This is a genomic window from Alteromonas sp. W364 (assembly GCF_031846205.1).
GTDB classification, from domain to species: Bacteria; Pseudomonadota; Gammaproteobacteria; order Enterobacterales; family Alteromonadaceae; genus Glaciecola; species Glaciecola blandensis.
Genome location: NZ_JAVRID010000001.1, coordinates 241,697 through 257,518, shown reverse-complemented (window position 1 = coordinate 257,518; position 15,822 = coordinate 241,697). Strand labels below are relative to the sequence as shown.

Here is a 15,822-nt window from a genome sequence, read left to right as displayed (position 1 = left end):
CGCGTATAATAACGATGAGTGCTCGTTAGCGCAAGCGCTTTTTTCACAATTTTTAGAAACCCGTTTGTTACAAGCAAAACGGTTTACCATCATCGAGAGTTGTACTTTGTCGAACACGCAATCTATCGCAGCAAAACCCATCAAAAATCGCATATTGTTGATTATTCTCGGCATCGCGCTTGTGGCCGCAGTCACCATGTTTTTAACTAACGCTGCGATTGATAAAATTGAACAAGATGTCGCCTATGAATATGGCGAATCATTGAACGCGGTCATGGGAACGACAGAAGCTGCCCTCTTATTTTGGGCTGAACAAAGAAAGTCCGAAATTTTACGTCTGTCTGAAAATGAAATCATCAAATCCTTTTCTCAACAATTAGCCGACACTTTTTCTGCGCAAGATATAGATGGGTTTCAATCGGTACAAGACGCTTTCAGACTCTACATCCAAACAATAGATAATTTGCAAACACATGATGGTTACCAAATTTTATCTCCTCAAGGCTTTTACTTGTTTTCAAATAACAAGAGCTTCATTGGTCGACAGTCTCTGATTTCAGTCAAGCACCCTTCCATTCTGCAATCCGTAATATACGGGCAAACCGTCTTTGTCCCGCCGATAGAGATTCGCCGTGATGATGGCACTGTTCAAGCGACAGCGTATTTTTTAGCACCCGTTTATTTTGAGGGAATTGTAGTTGCAATAGCTGCTTCGACTCACTTCCCGGAAAATGAAATATCTTCAATCATGGCACTGGGCCGGATTGGAGAGTCGGGTGAATCCTATATTATTGACAGACAAGCTAGGCTCGTTTCTCGTTCGCGATTTCAAGATAGTTTAGTCAACTTAGAACGGATTGCTTTGGGCGAGTCAGAGATCCTAAAAGTGAATTTAACTGTGCCAACTGAAACAGGCGAGACACCCTTAACGGTTATGGCTGAGAGTCTAACGCAACTCGAGTCAGCACAAAATCTAGTAGGTTATTCTGACTACCGCGGCATTGAAGTGATTGGTACCTGGAAATGGCTACCAGAATTGCAACTAGGTATGGCGACCGAAATTGATATTGCTGAGGCGCGACAACCTTTTATCCGAGCTAAAAATACTATCATTGCCCTAGTTATCGTTACTATTGCTGTTGTTTTGCTGATGTCATTGGTGGTCATTATCTTAAGCCATCGAGCCAACAAAAAGCTGATGAAAGCAGCAAATGAGATGGAGCAGAAAGTGTATGAGCGTACGCAAGAACTCCAAGATTCTACCCATGCACTTGAAGCTGAAAGGGTCACCTTACAAAGCGTGTTAGATAATATTCCCGATCCTATTTTTTGCAAAGACAGTGAGGGACGCTATGTCCGAGCCAATCAATCGTTCATTGAACTAACCGGCTTTGGTCTTGACGAGCTAATTGGTAGAACTGATAAAGAATTATATAGCAAAGATGATGCTGAGTTTTTTGTCAAAGATGATGAAAAACTGCTGTTGTCAGGGGTAACTCATGTAGTTGAGCGCCCTACTACCGATACAAGCGGCAATGAAATTCTTTACGAGACGCGTAAAACACTCATCCTGTATGAAAATGACAATCAGCCCGGTATTTTAGGGATTAGCCGTGACATTACCGATCGTAAGCGTTTTGAAGAAGCAATGCTAAACGCTACGCGAACAGCACAGGAAGCGAGTAATGCAAAAAGTGAGTTTTTGGCTAGGATGTCACACGAAATTCGAACACCAATGAATGGTGTACTCGGCATGATAGACCTTGTCCTCGACACTCAACTCAATGCGGAACAGAGACATAAATTAAAGGTCGCTAAAAATAGCGCCTCAAGCTTATTGACGATTATCAACGACATCCTCGACTTTTCTCGTGTAGAAGCTGGCAAACTTGAATTAGAGGCACTCGATTTCAATTTATCTCATCAAATAGAGACCATTGCACAATCACTCGCTATTCGTTCTGATGCGAAGGGCGTCGAACTCATAATAGATGTAACCGGTGTTAATCAAACAATGGTTGTCGGTGACCCGGTAAGATTACGTCAGGTTGTAACCAACCTGCTCAATAACGCGATAAAATTTACAGACCAAGGTCAGATCGTGATTACTGCGAAATCTTCCGCGCTAGACGATATCACTATTGTTGAATGCAGTATTGAAGATAGTGGTATTGGCATCCCTGAATCAAAAATTGAAAATTTATTTGACTCCTTTACTCAGGTGGATAGTTCAACAACGCGCATGTACGGCGGCTCTGGTCTTGGTTTAGCTATTTGCCAACGATTGGTCGATTTAATGGAAGGTGATATTCACGTAGAGTCGACGTTGGGTAGCGGTAGCAAATTTACCTTCACTATAAAAGTGGGCACTAGCACGCTTAAAGAAAAGCCTTTGCCCAAATCAAATATAAATTCATGGACCACACTAGTGGTAGACGACAATCAAACCAACCTCGAAATATTGGATAGTCAATTGACTAGTTGGGGTGTCAACGTGATTCTAGCGCATGACGCCGAATCTGCTTTGGACATATTGAAAAAACGCGTGCCAGATTTAGATTTAATTATTACTGATATGAATATGCCGAAGAAAGATGGTTTAGGCCTCGTCAGTGATATAAAACGTTTGGAAAAATATAAAGACACCAAAATTATGATGTTAAGTTCCATGTCTTTCCAAATGACTGCTGACGAATTTAAGACCTTAGGTTTAGATGCTTGCTTAATGAAGCCGGTAGGTTCTTCCGAATTATTCAACTCTTTGTCCCTGTTGTCACGTGATGAAACCTTTATCACTGAAAATACTCTGCTGTCTTACACTGGTGCAAATAAGGCAAAACAGATTGAGTGGCCCAGTTATCACAAGGTATTAATCGTAGAGGACAATCCAGTCAATCAATTGGTAGCGGAAGGTTTGCTTAAGAAATTCGGCCTAAACTATGGCGTTGCTGGCGATGGTCAACTGGCGATTACGACTTTAGTAAACAGCGACCATGACCAGCCTTACACCCTGATTTTAATGGATTGCCAAATGCCGGTGATGGATGGTTATAGAGCCACTGAGATTATCAGAAGTGGTGATGCAGGTGAACGCTATGTTGATATACCGATCATTGCCATGACTGCAAACGCCATGAAAGGTGACAGAGAAAAATGTTTATTATATGGAATGAATGATCACGTCGCAAAACCAATTGATACTAGCCTACTGCAAGAAGCAATATACGAAGGCTTTAAATTGACGCCAAAAACCTTACTCGATTTTACGATCAACTCTACTGAGCCCAAAAATACGAAGATGGAAGGCCAAATTATTATCCCGAGTGGTTTACAAACTATGGATTGGGAGACTTCTCCGCCCTCTTTGATTCAGCAACCAAATATTTACCTTAAGAGCCTCGCGCTTTTCCACAAACACTATAAAGATTCGTCATTTTCATTCCCCAATGAAAGACTTGAAATGGACGTATTGAAAGACAAATTACACTCGATTAAAGGTAGCTCTGGCAATATCGGAGTAACCAAGCTTTACAACGCGGCGCTAGCACTAGAGAGAAAAATATCCGAAAACACACTCGTCAGTAAGGATTTAAAAACATTTAATGACATATTAGAGGAGTCATTAATGGATATAAAACTGATGCTAGATGTTAATAAAGGTGCCAGTGATAGGACTCGTTCAGAGCGCACATATCAAGATGTCCTTAGACAGATTCAACCTCTCGTTGAGAAAAGTGAACTGGTGCCTTTTGAGTTGGTTGAGGAGCTCGCTAACATCGCTAAAGATAATCTTGCCGACGCCAAACTTCATGCTATAGTGGAAGCGTTAGAGGATTTTGACTATGAAACATCCAAAAAATTAATCGAAGGGAAGTTATGATTAATAGAAACATGACGTTTAGTATACTGGCAGTAGATGATGATCCCACCAACATCAATGTCATTATCAGTCACTTAAAGCCACTTAACGCAAAAATGCTAATCGCCACTTCTGGCGATGCTGCCTTAGAAATCCTCAAGTCTGTCCAACCTGACCTTATTATACTAGACATTAACATGCCTAACATGTCGGGTTTAGAAGTATGTAAACAGATAAAATCCGACCCACTATACAAGCACATTCCCGTCCTCTTTCTTACAGGCAGTGAAAAAGATATCAGCGAAGCATTTGCTGTTGGTGGCGTCGATTACATTATCAAGCCAGTCAGATCAGAAGAACTAATCGCTCGTGTCAACACACATTTAACGCTCAGTACTCTGGTTGATTCTTTGGATAAAGCCAACGTAATGTTAGAAAGCGTTAACGAAAGCTTAGAAATAAAAGTGGCTGAGCGCACAAAAGAGTTGGTTGCCGCTAACAGTAACTTACGTCGCGAAATTGACGAAAGACGTCGCCTTCAGGATAAGCTCACTTACTTATCGAATCATGACTTCATTACTCGCATGTTTAATAGAAACTCAATGGAGATGGAATTAAAGAATGTCATGGAATCAAGTTACGAAGAAAATAAAAAATACTATTTTCTGTTCATCGATTTAGACCAATTTAAAGTGGTCAACGATACCTGCGGGCATATCGCTGGCGACGAACTATTAAGACAGGTTGCTGATCTACTTCGCAATTTATTTTCGAAAGAAGATATTATTGCCAGAATGGGTGGCGACGAGTTTGCAGTCTTATTTAACTTAGATTCACTTGAGCATGCCATACGTCGAACCTCTGCAGTAAAAGAAGCGGTTGAAAGCTATCGTTTTGAATGGGGAGATGAAGCGTTCAAACATTCTTTAAGCGCGGCCTTAGTAGAAATTGATGAAAGCATCGATTCGGTAAGCCACTTAATGAGTATCGCCGAACGAACTTGTTTTGAGAGTAAACGGAAAGGTGGTAGTGAAGTCTCTGTATACAACTATACCAAACAACACATCGATAAAACGCATCAACAAATGCGCATTATTCCGCTTATTCACCACGCTATAGAACATGACCAGTTCACGCTTTATTACCAAGAAATCACACCTATCATTGAGGATGGCACCCGCAAGATTGAAGTCCTGATTCGATTAGTAGGGAGCGATGGAAAAATAAAACCGCCTGGTCAATTTATTCCTATTGCAGAAAAATTTCATATCATTACTGAAATCGATAAATGGGTTATTAGAAAAGCGTTTATTGCGGTAAAAGAACTCCCATCACATGTTGAAGTTTCGATTAACCTATCTGGTGATTTCATTGCCAAATCATCAGCAGTTGATTTGATAAAACGTTACTTAGCAGAGTATGAAATAAATCCACATCAAGTTTGCTTTGAAATAACAGAAACCTCTGCAATTTCAAATATTGAAAGTACACAATCCTTGCTCAGTAGTTTGCAACCTCTAGGCTTCAAATTCGCACTTGATGACTTTGGTACTGGTACTTCTTCTTATGAATATTTGAAAGAACTGTCGGTCGATTATGTAAAAATCGATGGTATGTTTGTACGTGATATCGACAAGGATGACATTAGTCAAAAGATGGTTGAATCTATTGCTGGTATAGCAAAAGCGAAAGGAATAAAAGTCGTTGCAGAATGCATTGAGACAGCAGAATCCTTAGATATTTTGCGCTCTCTTAATATCGACTACTATCAGGGCTATTATTCGCATGTTCCAGAGAGCTTGGTTAACTTCAGGGCAGATTAAACTATCTCCCTGATAGTTTTCCAGCTCACGATAAACACATTTCTTTTCTCTTGGCCTCTTTCATAAGTTGAGTTTGCAACGCAAGTCTAGCTAAAAAAGACTCTTTCTTTATTGGCTTGCTAATAAACTCATTGGCCCCTGCCTCAAAACAACTCACTTCTGTGTTTTCCTCATCATAACCTGTCATGACGACCATAAATGGAGGACTGAAACGAGTTTTGTCGGACTTGAATTGTTCACAGATATCCAAACCTTTGCCATCAGGCAGATTCAAATCAAGCAATACCAGACTGATATCTTCGTTTTCTAAAATCTCAAGAGCCCTTTTCTTTGTTCTTGCAATGGATATCTGGTAATCATTCCTAAGTAAACCAGATAGCATATTGATATTTACAGCATCGTCTTCAACAATTAGTAGTCTAGGTATTTCCATCATCTTTCTCTTCTTGTTCTTGTTCTTATTTTTATTTTTAGAGCTTTTCTACGAGCATTGGATAAATGAACCTGCTCGTATGCTGTTTATGTTTTATATTCTTTGCAATTGCAAAGGCAGTAGCTTGTGTTCGACGTTCTGCTCATGGAGTATGGATAAAAATTCATCAGCCAATTTATCTGATTCTTGTATCACTGTCATCCAATACTTTTTACGCTGTTCTGCCGGCATCGTTTCAAAATCTTTTCTGTCTGGAATTTTGCCATATGGTAGAGCATGAACAAACTCATCACTCGGGACAATCATCACCGTATTGTCATAACTACTGGCGTGACACGAACGCCGCTTAAGCCCTTTATCGAACCACCCAGGTACAGGTTTTGCGTAGAAATGCGGATATAACACTAACTTTTCAGTCTCAAATGATAGGTCGAAGTGGTAATCGATGATCCCACCATCACGATACATACCTGGCTTAGCGCCGGGTATATCCGTAATACCCTCTAGCACCACAGGAATAGAACCCGATGCCATTAACGAAGGAACCAGGTTTTGCTGGGTCATTTGATAAAAATCAGTGGGAAAGTGATAAGGATCGGTAAACAGTTCAGTGTTGCACCTAGCAGAAAAGACTGCTCTCGAGAAATGCTTTGCAATTCCTTTTCTTGCAATCGCATTTTTTGCAGCTGCCAAAGATAAGCCGGTCATTTGCGCTAGTTTGTTAGGTGAAGCAACTAAGCCATGACACTGTTGTACAAAAAAGTGAACATTCTTGTTCTTTGCAGTTAAAATTTCATCAATCCCGGAATCACCTAACATGGTGTACAGCAAGTCGTAACCTTTGGTGGTTATCTCAGCCGCTGTGGGTTTTTCTGAATACACTGTATTCGCGTAGTTAATCGCAAGACGCTCTATAGCCGCAGCTGAATCGTTTTGAGCTAGGCATGCGGCCCGGAATGCACCAGCAGAACTCCCCATGATATCAATATTGGAACTTCGATCATCAAGAAACTCTTTGAAGATGACCTTATCTAAGCCCGCAAGTACAAACCATTTCGGCCCACCAGAAGCCCCTAAAAAGCCACCAAACATATCGGCTTGAAAACCGTCCTGTTGGATCCTTTGCATGGCCATTTTGCCTGCATAAATATTAAGTGCTGCCATGCTTTCCTTCACTTGCTAAAAAAACGATATCGAATCACGAATAATTCAAACTTCCTGTTATGATAGTACTGTAAATTGTTTGAATTTTCAGTACTAAAGATACATTTTTTAAGCAAAAAATATTATGTGCACGATATATAGCCAATTGATATTTACTATTTAAAACATGACGTTATAAACTTGAAACTAAGTCACTCACAAGGTTATCCACATATTCCGTGGATAAAAAGGAATAACTTTGGCAAAACAAACACTTTCAGTTTTAGACGAGACTTTCGCGATTCACTCACTTAGCGAAGAACATCCCATTCCCTCTTCTGTTTTGAGCAGCGATTTTTATTTTATTGGGCGTACCAAGGATGAATTATCCTTAGTAGTCAAACAAACCATTCCGATAGAAGCAATAGAATCCGACTACGATTGGCGAGTATTAGAGGTATTGGGACCGCTCAACTTGTCTATGGTTGGCATAATGGCTCAAATTGGCGCGGTATTAGCCAAGGCTAAAGTGAGTATTTTTGTGGTTTCTACTTTCGAGACAGATTATTTTTTGGTAAAACACGCGATGCTTGAAAACGCGATTGCTGCGTTAAAGAAGTCAGGCTATGACGTGATTACTCAACAACAAGAAAAAGGATAGTTGATTTTGAATACACTTTTTGGGATCCCGAATTGCGATACAATAAAAAAAGCGAAAAAATGGTTAAATGAGAACAATGTTGACTATTCTTTTCATGATTACCGTAAAGATGGCATCAGTGAAGCGTGGATAAACGAAGCTGAGCAAGCGCTTGGATGGGAAAACATGTTAAATAAACGTGGGACAACTTATCGCCAACTCAGTGATGAGCAAAAAGCGAATATCGATCAAAATAGTGCATTGAAACTAATGCTTGAAGCTCCCGCAATGATAAAGCGCCCTATTCTCGTCGCCGATGGAGAATATACCGTCGGGTTTTCAGCCGACACTTATCAACAGGTTTTTTCATAACTATGCGTGATGTTACTCAGACCACAATAGATCTCGTTTCAAGACCATCTGTCACTCCTAAAGACGAGGGTTGCCAGGATTATATGAGTGCCATTCTTGGGCCTTTGGGCTTTGAGCGTGAAAACCTTGTCTTCCATGACACAACGAATATGTGGTCACGCCGTGGCACAAAGGCACCTCTGTTTTGTTTTGCAGGTCATACCGATGTTGTACCAACAGGACCTAGCAATAAATGGAAATATCCTCCCTTCGAACCAACTATTGAAGATGGCTTCATATATGGCCGAGGAACGGCTGATATGAAAGGCAGTCTCGCAGCTATGTTGTGTGCTACCGAACAGTTTGTCAAAGACTACCCGCAACACAAAGGTTCAATCGCCTACCTGATTACCAGTGACGAAGAAGGTCCCTTTATTAATGGCACAACACGTGTAATTGATACGCTTGAAGAAAGAAACGAAAAAATCGACTACTGTATTGTCGGCGAACCATCAAGCACCGAGCGCACTGGCGATGTTATCAAAAACGGGCGAAGAGGCTCACTAACCGGTGACTTACAAGTGAAAGGCATACAAGGCCACGTCGCTTATCCTCATTTGGTCAAAAACCCTATTCATGCCATTGCGCCTGCGCTTGCAGAACTCGCACGCACCCAATGGGATACTGGCAACGATTACTTTCCACCTACCAGTTTTCAAGTGTCTAACATACATGCTGGTACTGGCGCAGGTAATGTCGTTCCCGGCACAATTGACGTATGTTTTAACTTCCGCTTCTCGACAGAGTTGAGCAATGAAATATTGATAGCAAAAGTCGAGGAAATCCTAGCTCGACATGAACTAGACTTTCATATCGATTGGACTTTCAATGGCCAACCCTTTTTAACTGACTCAGGAACGCTAGTTGAAGCTGCAGTTGAGAGCATAAAATCAGTCAGCGGGATTGATGCTGAATTGTCTACCGCCGGTGGAACATCTGATGGTCGTTTTATCGCGCCAACAGGGGCGCAAGTGATTGAGTTAGGGCCGGAGAATGCCACGATTCACAAACTTGATGAAAAAGTGAAAATAAGCAACCTTGAGAGTTTAGTTTCTATCTATTATGAAATTCTCAAAAAGTGTTTAACATGAAGCCGCTCACTCGCTCTCAAATATTAGGCCTAGATTCCTCGCATTTAATAAAAATTGAGGATCAGCACCTGTTGCTTGACGAGGTTGCCGATGCCTATCAGAGAATGCAAACAGCAGCAAAAAGCGAAGGGCATGATTTACGCTTGGTTAGCAGCTATCGTAGTTTTGAGCGCCAGTGTCTTATTTGGAACAAAAAATGGCAAGGCTTGTTACCTCTCAATACGCTTGAGGGCACGACGGTAGATGCAAAGCTACTGAGTGATCACGATAAGCTCCATGCCATTCTACTCTGGTCTGCACTACCTGGTGCAAGTCGACACCATTGGGGGACCGATATTGACGTTTTCGACAAGCAAAAAGTTGAATTTAGTGGGCAGAAATTTGAACTGGTTACAGGCGAATATGAAACTGATGGGCCATGCTCGGCACTTGCTCATTGGTTAGAAGGTAATATTCAAGATTTTGGTTTTTCCTTTCCCTACGCCTGTTACACAGGTGGCGTTGCTCGAGAACCTTGGCATTTGAGTTACCGTGCTATCGCAGATCAGATTGAGAAACAATATTCGCTTAGTGCATTACGAGAACAATTAATAGAAGCGCAAATTGAAGGCATAGACACAGTCTTACCTGAATTAGATAGTATTTATCAGCGCTATACTTTAAACAAGGGTATAATCACAGGTTAATCATCTCAGACCGCATTCGGTTCTGTAAACCCTAAGGACATCATTATGGAAACTTGGATCATTGTGCTCATCATCGTTATCGTGATCGCATTCATTATCAGTACGATGACCGCCTTACTGAAGGTAAAACCGTTTCATTTTTCTGACGAGTACGAAGCCGCTAAGGATAAGAGGCAAGAAGCAATCAAGAAAGAAGATGAAGATGATCGAGACGGCTTAATTTAACGCGCCGTCACCCTTCTTTTTATTGTGTCAATTAGACCTTCCCGTACTGCTTGTTCATAAGCAACCATTGCTTGTCTCCCCCAAACAGGTGCGGGCCAGGCGATATCGTTCTTGAATCGACAGATATGATGAACGTGCAACTGAGATACAACATTCCCAATTGCCGCTACATTAAGCTTGTCAGGCACAAACTCAGTTCGAAGGATACGGCTCAGTAACGATGATTCGCGCCACAATTGTTGTTGTAATTCATCATCTAGATCGATGACGTCACTCATCCCATTTACCATTGGTACCAAAAGTAGCCAGACAAATTGTGCATCATTGATCAAGCGGACTTGGCATAAGTCTAACTGACAAATGAAGAAACTATCGTTCTCTAGTCTATGGTCAAGTTGAAAGCCATTTGAGCTATAATTCACAAGGCACCACAGTTAACAAAGCTCGCTGGCCTATCGCGACATTAGCGTTTGGAAATACAATTGCCTCTCCATCTTGCGTCGCCGTATATGTGATATCACCATCAACCGCTAATACTGCTCCCTCACTAAAATCCATGAAGTTGGGCGTGTCGTCGCTGAAGGTTAATCTAAAATCGTTTGATGACTTATCAATAACTTGTTTCACCTCAAACACTTCTAAGGGACATGCTTGATAAGCTGGTAAATCGAGTGATTCAGAAGAAATCAACTGTCTTAAGCTTGTCGTAACCGCTGCAAAGTCATCTGCATTGTTTTCGCCGAAAGGTCTTACTTTACCCAGCTCTACCGTAAAACTATGGCTGTAATAATGATAAGACGTATAGTAGCTAAAGGTACTCGTCGGAGACTGTGAAAGTAGAATCGTATTGACGCCGCATGCACTTAAAAAACGCAGTTGATCTTTATTATGCGCTTGGCCATGCAAGAAAGGATACACGGCAAATTTTTCATTCTTAGACTCACGGATTGCGGTGTGCAAATCATAGTGGTAGCGATCTGTATCTACATGACTTGACGGCTTATTCTCATTATCAAAGAATTCGGCCACTGCTTGCTTGATGACCTGCGCTCTTTTTTGTTCCATGTTCTCTTCAGATTCATTGGTATTGAAGAGCCTATTGAGGTTTTCCTCCACGAATCTTTCAGCAATATCCATCGCCGGTAAATTACCAAATATAAACAATAAACGATGTGGACTGCTTAGCTTCCCCGCAAGCAAATCCTGCACAATTGCATCACAGATTTCAATAGGTGCTGTTTCGTTACCGTGGATACCACAGGACAACACGATGCTCTTTGGGGCTTTTAGCGTGTTACCTTTAGCGTCTGCTCCAGCTTGTGCCAGAACAGGTTCAAACTGAATAATGCCTGGCGCAAAAATGGACACTGACGTTTGCTCACCTAGGGCCATTGTCATTTTTTTATCGAATAACTCTGGCGTTTGACGAGACTGAGAGAGGAACTGAAGAGTGGATAAATTCATAAAAACTTTTTAATTACAAAACACAGCGAGAGTTTATCACTAACTCACTTTAAATTGTGCCTTATGTGCAAGCAAGTTATGAAAATCACCTTCTGCACACAAACTAATAAACTCATTGAAACACACAGCAGGAGAAAATAGAAAGCCCTGCCCGCTTTTAATACCAGCTTCATTCAGTATTTTTAATTGAAGTACTGTTTCAATCCCTTCTGCAACCACGTCACACTGCTTTGCCTCACAGATAAGTTTAGTCGCCTGAACTATCGCAAGGTTGACCGGGTTATCTTCTAGCTCCATTACGAAGGTTTTATCAATTTTGATGGAGGTTAGTTCCAAATCGCGTATAAACGACAAATTTGAGTAGCCTTTACCAAAATCATCCATGGATATCTTCACACCCATTGCTCTAATTTCGTCTAATTGGCGTTTCACCATCAGAGAGTTACTTAGTGCCACGTCCTCAGTTAACTCAAGTTCTATCATATTGGCTTGAACTTGAAATTGCTCAATAAGATGGGACAAATGTTCTATCAATGTAGTGTCGTACAATTGGCTCGGTGACAAATTGATAGAAATTGGCATATTGATACCAAGTTGATTTAACTCTGACAGGCGGCGTAAGGCATGACTGATCGTCCAATGCCCTAGTTCATTCATCATGTTGTAAGACTCTGCAGCCTCAATCAATGTCCCTGGAAACAGCACGCCGTCGAGAGGATGGTTCCATCGCAATAAACATTCTGCCCCCGTAATGGTTAAATTGGATAGATTGACTTTGGGCTGGAAATATAACTCTAACTCATCTTTTTCCATCGCTCTGGAAAGATCTGCTTTTAGAGCTAAACCGCGACCCGTAACAGAGTCCTCGTTGTCTTTTACGTAGCTAAAGTTTTGGTGCTTGTTATTCTTAGCTTGCTTAAGGGCAGCCTCAGCTAATGATATTAAGCGTGTTACTGATACCGTTTTTTGGCTATGGCTTGCCACCCCAACATTGAAGTCTGCAATGAACGCAGTTTCATTCGTATACAAGGGCGTTTTGAAATGCTCAATTAAATGCTGAAACTTACTATGCATTTCTGATTCTGTGTATTTACCTACAAATACTAAACCAAAAATATCACCGCTGATCCTACCTAACGTCAAACGGCTGCCAAAAATCGTATGCACTCTGTTTGCTATCTGCAACAAAATATCGTCGCCAGCCTGATAGTCAAATGCTGAAGAAACATCTGAAAAACGCATGACGTCTATAAGCATAAGAGAAAAGTGGGGAGTCTCGTCAGCGATCGAATCGATCATATCGATAAAGTGATACCGATTGGGAAGAGTAGACAAGCTCTGGTGTTTTGAGGTCATAAAAAAAGACACCGAAAGTAAAGAGAAGGTAAGAAGAATTTAAAATGTTCATTTATTGTACAGGTTATCGACCAAAATTGCGAAAACTTTAATTAAAAAAGCCAACTATTAGCTGGCTTTTCTTAGATTATAACCTTTTTTTTCAATCGCTTAACTTACTTTACAAGAACTTAACTTCCAAATTCGTTCTACATAGTCAGAAATTGACCGATCTGAGGTAAATTTACCCATTTTGGCAGTATTCAATATCGCCATTTTTGCCCATCGCGCTTTATCTCTGTATGCGATATCAAGTGCAATATTGGCTTCACTGTATGACTCAAAATCAGCAAGCACCATATAAGGGTCACCGCCGCTTAGCATACTATTTTTCAAGGATGAAAGTGCGCCTGGTTGCCCTGGAGTAAAGTAGTCACCATCCAGCCAGTCAAGTACCGCTTTAATCTCTTTGTTTTGATAATAAATATCAAATGGGTTGTAGCCTTTTTTGCCTAGCGCTGTCACTTCATCCACATTCATTCCGAATATGAAAATATTGTCATCGCCCACTTCTTCTGCAATTTCGATGTTGGCACCATCTAAAGTACCAATCGTAATAGCACCATTCAAAGCAAGCTTCATGTTGCCAGTGCCAGATGCCTCTTTACCCGCTGTTGAAATTTGTTGAGATACGTCAGCAGCTGGGATCATTTTCTCAGCCATTGACACTCTGTAGTTAGGTAAGAAAACAACTTTAATCTTCTGATTAACACGTGGGTCATTATTAATTTTGTCGGCAACTTTGTTAATACCAAAAATAATGTCTTTCGCCAAAGCATAACCCGGCGCTGCTTTAGCACCGAAAATAAACACGCGTGGGTGCATGTCATAGTTTGGGTTTTCAAGCAGTCTGCGATATAAGGCCATGATATGCAGTAAATTCAAATGTTGGCGTTTGTATTCATGCAAGCGTTTGATCTGAATATCAAATATCGCTTTTGTATCAACCTTGATGCCTGTTTGACGTTTAATTTCCGCAGCCAATGCATCTTTGTTTTTCTGTTTGACCTTCATGAATTGATTTTGGAATGTTTTATTATCTGCAAACTCGGAGAGTTTTTCCAAATTGGATAGCTTAGTTGGCCAGTCATCACCAATTTTCTTACTAATCAACTCTGAAAGCATCGGATTACATGCCTTCAACCACCTTCTTGGCGTAATACCATTAGTGACATTGGTTAGTTTACCCGGCCACAAGGCCTCAAACTCAGGAAACAAATTTTGTTTAACCAATTGAGAATGTATTTCTGCAACACCATTGACAGCGAACGAGCCAATCACTGACAAGTTACCCATGCGAACCATCTTCTCGTTGCTTTCTTCAATAATTGATAACTTGGCTTTCATCACGTTGTCGCCCGGCCATTTTTGTTCAACCAAGGTTAAAAAGCGGTGATTGATTTCATAAATAATCTCAATATGTCGCGGCAAGATTTTTTCTATCATTCTGACCGGCCACTTTTCAAGCGCTTCCGGCAACAAAGTATGGTTAGTGTAAGCGAATGTTTTAGAACAAATACCCCACGCTGTATCCCAATCTAACTCAGCCCTATCAACCAAGATCCTCATTAACTCTGGGATAGCAATGGCTGGGTGAGTGTCATTTAATTGAATAACAACTTGGTCTGCAAAACGGCTCCAATCATCTCCATGAGCACGCTTGTATCGACGTATAATGTCTTTCAGAGAGCAGGCGCAGAAGAAATATTGCTGAATTAAGCGTAACTCTTTACCTGCTTCAGTTTCGTCATTTGGATACAAGACTTTAGAAATCGTTTCTGCTTGTATATTTTCTCGTTGGGCATCTACGTATCCGCCTGCATTGAATACATCCCAGTTGAAATAGTCAGATGACTCACTTTGCCATAAACGCAGCACATTGACTGTTTTAGCGCCATATCCAACAACAGGAATATCCCACGGCACACCTTTCACTATGGAGGCTGGATGCCATTCTTTTTGGACTCTTCCATTCTCACCGTATTTGGTTTCAACATAACCATAAAGAGGCACTTCTTGAATAGATTCTGGACGGCAAATTTCCCATGGGTTGCCATAGTCTCGCCAACTATCTGGACGCTCTATTTGTGCACCATTTTTTATTTCTTGTCGAAATAAGCCGTGCTCATAATGTATGCCATAGCCAATCGCTGGCAATTCCATGGTCGCTAGCGAATCAATAAAACAGGCTGCTAGGCGACCTAGACCACCATTACCTAGTGCCATATCAGGTTCTTCTTCTAAGACATCGCTTAGCTCAACTCCCAATTCTTTTAAGGCGGCATTCGTTGTTTCGAACAAGTTGAAATTATGCATATTGTTAGATAACAATCGTCCCATAAGAAACTCAGCAGAAAAATAATGTACTGCGCGGGTATCATGCATGTAGTGCGTTTTTTGTGTTGTACGCAAGCGTTCTAAGACTAGCTCTTGCATGGCAGCGCTTGTGGCTTTCCACCAGGCATGGTTATTTGCTTTGTTTTCATCTGTACCAAGCGTTGAGTGGAGATGTTTAACAATAGACTGTTTAATTTCAGCTTTCGTTAAGCTAGGAACTGAATCATTTGAGGATACTTTGCTCGACTTGCGCGGTGAAGATTTTGCGGCCGAAGCTTTCGAATTTGTTGATGATGCCATTTCGGGGCTCTCTCT

The 15,822-nt window shown here is 41.1% G+C and carries 13 protein-coding genes; 7 read left to right on the top strand and 6 right to left on the bottom strand.

From position 1 onward, the window contains the following. The first annotated feature begins 64 nt into the window (after window positions 1-64). Window positions 65-3,880: a response regulator gene (locus tag RM556_RS01080; RefSeq protein ID WP_311373653.1), complete on the top strand. Its 3,816-nt coding sequence runs from the start codon at window positions 65-67 to the stop codon at window positions 3,878-3,880. Further along, on the top strand, window positions 3,877-5,682 hold the full coding sequence (locus tag RM556_RS01075) for an EAL domain-containing protein (RefSeq protein ID WP_311360103.1): 1,806 nt from the start codon (window positions 3,877-3,879) through the stop codon (window positions 5,680-5,682). The genes RM556_RS01080 and RM556_RS01075 overlap by 4 nt, the downstream gene beginning before the upstream one ends. A 25-nt stretch (window positions 5,683-5,707) precedes the next feature. On the opposite strand, the gene RM556_RS01070 is transcribed toward RM556_RS01075, so the two are convergent. Beyond that, window positions 5,708-6,118 (bottom strand): response regulator, encoded by a 411-nt coding sequence (locus tag RM556_RS01070; protein WP_311360102.1) that lies wholly within the window; start codon window positions 6,116-6,118, stop codon window positions 5,708-5,710. A gap of 90 nt (window positions 6,119-6,208) precedes the next feature. Then, on the bottom strand, window positions 6,209-7,279 hold the full coding sequence (locus RM556_RS01065; protein WP_311360101.1) for a patatin-like phospholipase family protein: 1,071 nt from the start codon (window positions 7,277-7,279) through the stop codon (window positions 6,209-6,211). Between the two features lie 238 nt (window positions 7,280-7,517). Here RM556_RS01065 and RM556_RS01060 point away from each other — a divergent pair, with 238 nt between their 5' ends. From RM556_RS01060 to RM556_RS01040, 5 genes are read left to right on the top strand one after another with little or no spacing between them, the layout of a single operon-like run. After that, window positions 7,518-7,919 carry an ACT domain-containing protein gene (locus RM556_RS01060; protein WP_311360100.1) on the top strand — a complete coding sequence of 134 codons (402 nt, stop codon included), beginning with the start codon at window positions 7,518-7,520 and terminating at the stop codon, window positions 7,917-7,919. A 6-nt stretch (window positions 7,920-7,925) separates the two neighbouring features. Beyond that, window positions 7,926-8,270 carry an ArsC family reductase gene (locus RM556_RS01055; protein WP_311360099.1) on the top strand — a complete coding sequence of 115 codons (345 nt, stop codon included), beginning with the start codon at window positions 7,926-7,928 and terminating at the stop codon, window positions 8,268-8,270. A gap of 2 nt (window positions 8,271-8,272) precedes the next feature. Further along, window positions 8,273-9,400, top strand: coding sequence for a succinyl-diaminopimelate desuccinylase (gene dapE / locus RM556_RS01050; protein WP_311360098.1), 1,128 nt, complete (start codon window positions 8,273-8,275; stop codon window positions 9,398-9,400). Continuing rightward, on the top strand, window positions 9,397-10,086 hold the full coding sequence (locus RM556_RS01045; protein ID WP_311373652.1) for a M15 family metallopeptidase: 690 nt from the start codon (window positions 9,397-9,399) through the stop codon (window positions 10,084-10,086). Before dapE ends, RM556_RS01045 begins: the two co-directional genes overlap by 4 nt. A 45-nt stretch (window positions 10,087-10,131) precedes the next feature. Beyond that, window positions 10,132-10,311, top strand: a complete 180-nt coding sequence (locus tag RM556_RS01040; protein ID WP_311360096.1) for a DUF2897 family protein — start codon at window positions 10,132-10,134, stop codon at window positions 10,309-10,311. Here RM556_RS01040 and RM556_RS01035 read toward each other — a convergent pair. The 4 genes from RM556_RS01035 to RM556_RS01020 all read right to left on the bottom strand — a co-directional run bounded on the left by RM556_RS01035 (window position 10,308) and on the right by RM556_RS01020 (window position 15,807). Further along, on the bottom strand, window positions 10,308-10,733 hold the full coding sequence (locus RM556_RS01035) for an HIT family protein (RefSeq protein ID WP_311373651.1): 426 nt from the start codon (window positions 10,731-10,733) through the stop codon (window positions 10,308-10,310). The genes RM556_RS01040 and RM556_RS01035 overlap by 4 nt on opposite strands. Further along, entirely contained in the window at window positions 10,723-11,775 is a 1,053-nt protein-coding gene (gene astE, locus RM556_RS01030) for a succinylglutamate desuccinylase (RefSeq protein ID WP_311360094.1), read from the bottom strand. Before astE ends, RM556_RS01035 begins: the two co-directional genes overlap by 11 nt. 39 nt (window positions 11,776-11,814) lie before the next feature. After that, entirely contained in the window at window positions 11,815-13,131 is a 1,317-nt protein-coding gene (locus RM556_RS01025) for a bifunctional diguanylate cyclase/phosphodiesterase (protein ID WP_311360093.1), read from the bottom strand. A 150-nt stretch (window positions 13,132-13,281) separates the two neighbouring features. After that, window positions 13,282-15,807 carry a glycogen/starch/alpha-glucan phosphorylase gene (locus tag RM556_RS01020; protein WP_311360092.1) on the bottom strand — a complete coding sequence of 842 codons (2,526 nt, stop codon included), beginning with the start codon at window positions 15,805-15,807 and terminating at the stop codon, window positions 13,282-13,284. Between the last annotated feature and the right edge of the window lie 15 nt (window positions 15,808-15,822).

Excerpts from the sequence above, each read along its gene's own strand:
- RM556_RS01075 (WP_311360103.1), top strand. The coding sequence starts at position 3,877 with ATGATTAATAGAAACATGACGTTTAGTATACTGGCAGTAGATGATGAT.
- RM556_RS01070 (WP_311360102.1), bottom strand. The coding sequence starts at position 6,118 with ATGATGGAAATACCTAGACTACTAATTGTTGAAGACGATGCTGTAAAT.
- RM556_RS01065 (WP_311360101.1), bottom strand. The coding sequence starts at position 7,279 with ATGGCAGCACTTAATATTTATGCAGGCAAAATGGCCATGCAAAGGATC.
- dapE (WP_311360098.1), top strand. The coding sequence starts at position 8,273 with ATGCGTGATGTTACTCAGACCACAATAGATCTCGTTTCAAGACCATCT.
- RM556_RS01045 (WP_311373652.1), top strand. The coding sequence starts at position 9,397 with ATGAAGCCGCTCACTCGCTCTCAAATATTAGGCCTAGATTCCTCGCAT.
- RM556_RS01040 (WP_311360096.1), top strand. The coding sequence starts at position 10,132 with ATGGAAACTTGGATCATTGTGCTCATCATCGTTATCGTGATCGCATTC.
- astE (WP_311360094.1), bottom strand. The coding sequence starts at position 11,775 with ATGAATTTATCCACTCTTCAGTTCCTCTCTCAGTCTCGTCAAACGCCA.
- RM556_RS01025 (WP_311360093.1), bottom strand. The coding sequence starts at position 13,131 with ATGACCTCAAAACACCAGAGCTTGTCTACTCTTCCCAATCGGTATCAC.
- RM556_RS01020 (WP_311360092.1), bottom strand. The coding sequence starts at position 15,807 with ATGGCATCATCAACAAATTCGAAAGCTTCGGCCGCAAAATCTTCACCG.